Genomic DNA, 2,834 nt, shown 5'->3' on the forward strand with positions numbered 1-2,834 from the left:
GGGGTGGGTCGGGCCTGCTCCGACGGTACGCGTGGGTCCGACGCCGGCGAACCCCAGCGGACCCGGCGGTCCGGATCGCCGCCGAAGCCGGACTGCCGGGAACGGTCGGCGCCCCACGCGGTGGCCGGCTCGGGGCGGGTGCCGTGCTGCGCCTCGGCGGGCGAGGGTCCCGCGGCGGGTGGGTCCTCGTCGAAGAAGTGCGGGCCCGTCTCCTCCGTGGACAGGGGCGTGGCCGCGGGCCCGGCTGCGGGCGCGGGTGCGGAACGCGCGTCCGTGGGTTGCGCGTCCGTGGGCGAGGCGATCGGCTCGCCGCCGGCCGGCGCCGGCCTGCTGGTGCCCGGCACCCATGAGGCACCGTTCCAGTACCGGACATATCCAGGAATGGACGGGTCCGGGTAGTACCCCTCGCGGGGCCTGTCGTCGCCGGGTGCCGGGGTTGGGGCGCTCATGTCCGTCGTCCCGTATCTGCTCGGGGGTCGTGTTGAGCGTCCACATCTATCAGACGGGGGCAACCGCCACTGCCGCTCCCGGTGTACCTACCCCCTTCGAGCAAGGTTCCCCCACCTTTTCCGGCCCCGCGGGATATACGTGTGACGGACCGAGAAGCCCGCCGAGAAACTTCTCCGAACCCGCGTAATGCTTCGGACTTCGCGGCCTCTCCAGTAGTACGGGCCCGCCCACAGGGCCCCGGACACGAGAGGAACCGCACGACATGTACACCGTGGTGGAACGCGAACTCGAACTCAAACTGGTCCTGTCCCCCGAACGCAGCATCCCCGTCCCCGCCCTGCTGAGCTACCGCTCCGACGACCCGTACGCCGTCCACGTCACCTTCCACATCGGCACCGAGCACCCCGTGAGCTGGACGTTCGCGCGCGAGTTGCTCGTCGAGGGGGTGTTCCGGCCGTGCGGGCACGGGGATGTGCGGGTGTGGCCGACCAAGGTCGGCGGGCGCACCGTCGTGCTGATAGCGCTGAGTTCGCCCGACGGGGATGCGCTGCTCGAAGCGCCCGCCGCGCAGGTGTCGGCCTGGCTGGAGCGCACCCTGCGGGCGGTCCCGCCGGGCGCCGAGGCCGAGCAGCTCGGTATCGACGACGGCCTCGCCGAGTTGCTCGCGGCGGCCCCGGCCGACGATCTGTGGCTGTGCGACCCGTGGCCCTCTGATGAGTCCAAGGACGGGGAGTGAGGAGACGGAGAGGAGAAGTGCCTCAGAAGAGCTTGCCCGGGTTGAGGATGCCCAACGGGTCGAACGTCGCCTTGACCGCCCGCTGCATCTCCACGCCGACCGGGCCGATCTCGCGTGCCAGCCACTCCTTCTTGAGGACGCCGACGCCGTGCTCGCCGGTGATCGTGCCGCCGAGTTCCAGGCCGAGGGCCATGATCTCGTCGAAGGACTCGCGGGCGCGCCGGGACTCGTCCGGGTCGCTCGCGTCGAAGCAGACGGTCGGGTGGGTGTTGCCGTCGCCTGCGTGTGCGACGACCCCGATGGTCAGCTGGTACTTCTCGGCGATCCGGTCGACCCCTTCGAGCATCTCGGCGAGCCTGGAGCGCGGTACGCACACGTCGTCGATCATCGTCGTGCCCTTGACCGCCTCAAGGCCGGTCAGGGACAGCCGGCGGGCCTGGAGGAGCAGTTCCGACTCGGCCGCGTCGTCCGCCGGTACGACCTGGGTGGCCCCGGCCGCCTCGCACAGCGAGCCGACCGCGGCGAGGTCCGCGGCCGGGTCGAGCGTGTCGAAGCCGGCGAGCAGCAGGGCCTCGGTGCTCTCCGGAAGGCCCATGTTCGCCATGGCGTTGACGGCCTTCACCGTCGTACGGTCCATCAGTTCGAGCAGGGACGGCACATGGCCGCCCTCCATGATCCGGCAGACCGCGTCGCAGGCCGCCGCCCCCGACGCGAACTCGGCGGCCAGCACCAGCTGCTGGGGCGGCTGCGGCCGGAGGGCGAGAGTGGCCCGTACGACGATGCCGAGCGAGCCCTCCGAGCCGACGAAGAGGCGCGTCAGGTCGTATCCGGCGACGCCCTTCGCCGTGCGGCGGCCGGTGGACATCAGCCGCCCGTCGGCCAGGACGACGTCCAGGCCGAGGACGTACTCGGCCGTCACTCCGTACTTCACACAGCACAGGCCGCCGGAGGCCGTGCCGATGTTGCCGCCGATGGTGCACATCTCCCAGCTGGAGGGGTCCGGCGGGTAGTAGAGGCCGTGTTCGTTGACGGCGCGGGAGAGCGCGGCGTTGATGACGCCCGGCTCGACCACCGCGATCCGGTCGACGGGGCTGATCTCCAGGATGCGGTCCATCTTGACGAGGGACAGCACGATGCAGCCCTCGGAGGCGTTGGCCGCCCCCGACAGGCCCGTACGGGCGCCCTGCGGGACGACCGGTACGCGTAGTTCGGTGGCGACGCGCATGACGTGCTGGACCTGCTCCACGGTGCGCGGCAGCACCACGACGGCGGGGGTGCCGGCCTCGCAGAAGCTGGCCATGTCGTTGGCGTACGAGCTGGTGACGTCCGGGTCGGTGAGGACGGCCTCGGTCGGCAGGCCCGCGAGGAGACGCTCGGCGAGGCTGCCCGCCGCCACGATGTCTTCGTCGGGTCGGGCTTCGATACGGCTCATGATCACAGCGTCGCACTCGGGGCCATCGGTGTGAACCCCGCTCGCGCGAGGCTTTCCGTGTCGGGGTGGTGGCCGGGTGTGCTCTTCGTATTGGCCCACAGTGAGCGGCATGGAGAGCGGCGTGGGAAGCGGCGTGCGGCGCGGCATCGAGGATGAGCTGGGGTCGGGCCCGGCGGCCGGGGCGGCGGCCGGGCCCGACCAAAGCTCATCCTCGAT

The 2,834-nt window shown here is 71.5% G+C and carries 3 protein-coding genes; 1 reads left to right on the plus strand and 2 read right to left on the minus strand.

The genetic code is table 11. The annotated features are described in order from the left end of the window. A partial coding sequence (locus AOK01_RS39190) for a DUF2510 domain-containing protein (RefSeq protein WP_157871667.1) occupies positions 1 to 449 on the minus strand: 449 nt, incomplete at its 3' end. Between the two features lie 263 nt (positions 450 to 712). Here AOK01_RS39190 and AOK01_RS39195 point away from each other — a divergent pair. Then, complete coding sequence (locus AOK01_RS39195) at positions 713 to 1,186, plus strand: SsgA family sporulation/cell division regulator (protein ID WP_055520303.1); 474 nt, start codon at positions 713 to 715, stop codon at positions 1,184 to 1,186. A gap of 22 nt (positions 1,187 to 1,208) precedes the next feature. On the opposite strand, the gene AOK01_RS39200 is transcribed toward AOK01_RS39195, so the two are convergent. Further along, positions 1,209 to 2,624, minus strand: coding sequence for an FAD-binding oxidoreductase (locus AOK01_RS39200; RefSeq protein WP_055520305.1), 1,416 nt, complete (start codon positions 2,622 to 2,624; stop codon positions 1,209 to 1,211). Positions 2,625 to 2,834 lie beyond the last annotated feature (210 nt).

Source organism: Streptomyces aurantiacus (assembly GCF_001418335.1).
GTDB classification, from domain to species: Bacteria; Actinomycetota; Actinomycetes; order Streptomycetales; family Streptomycetaceae; genus Streptomyces; species Streptomyces aurantiacus.

What these genes read in the sequence shown, in the direction of transcription:
- AOK01_RS39195 (WP_055520303.1), top strand. Translation starts at nt 713, where the DNA reads ATGTACACCGTGGTGGAACGCGAACTCGAACTCAAACTGGTCCTGTCC.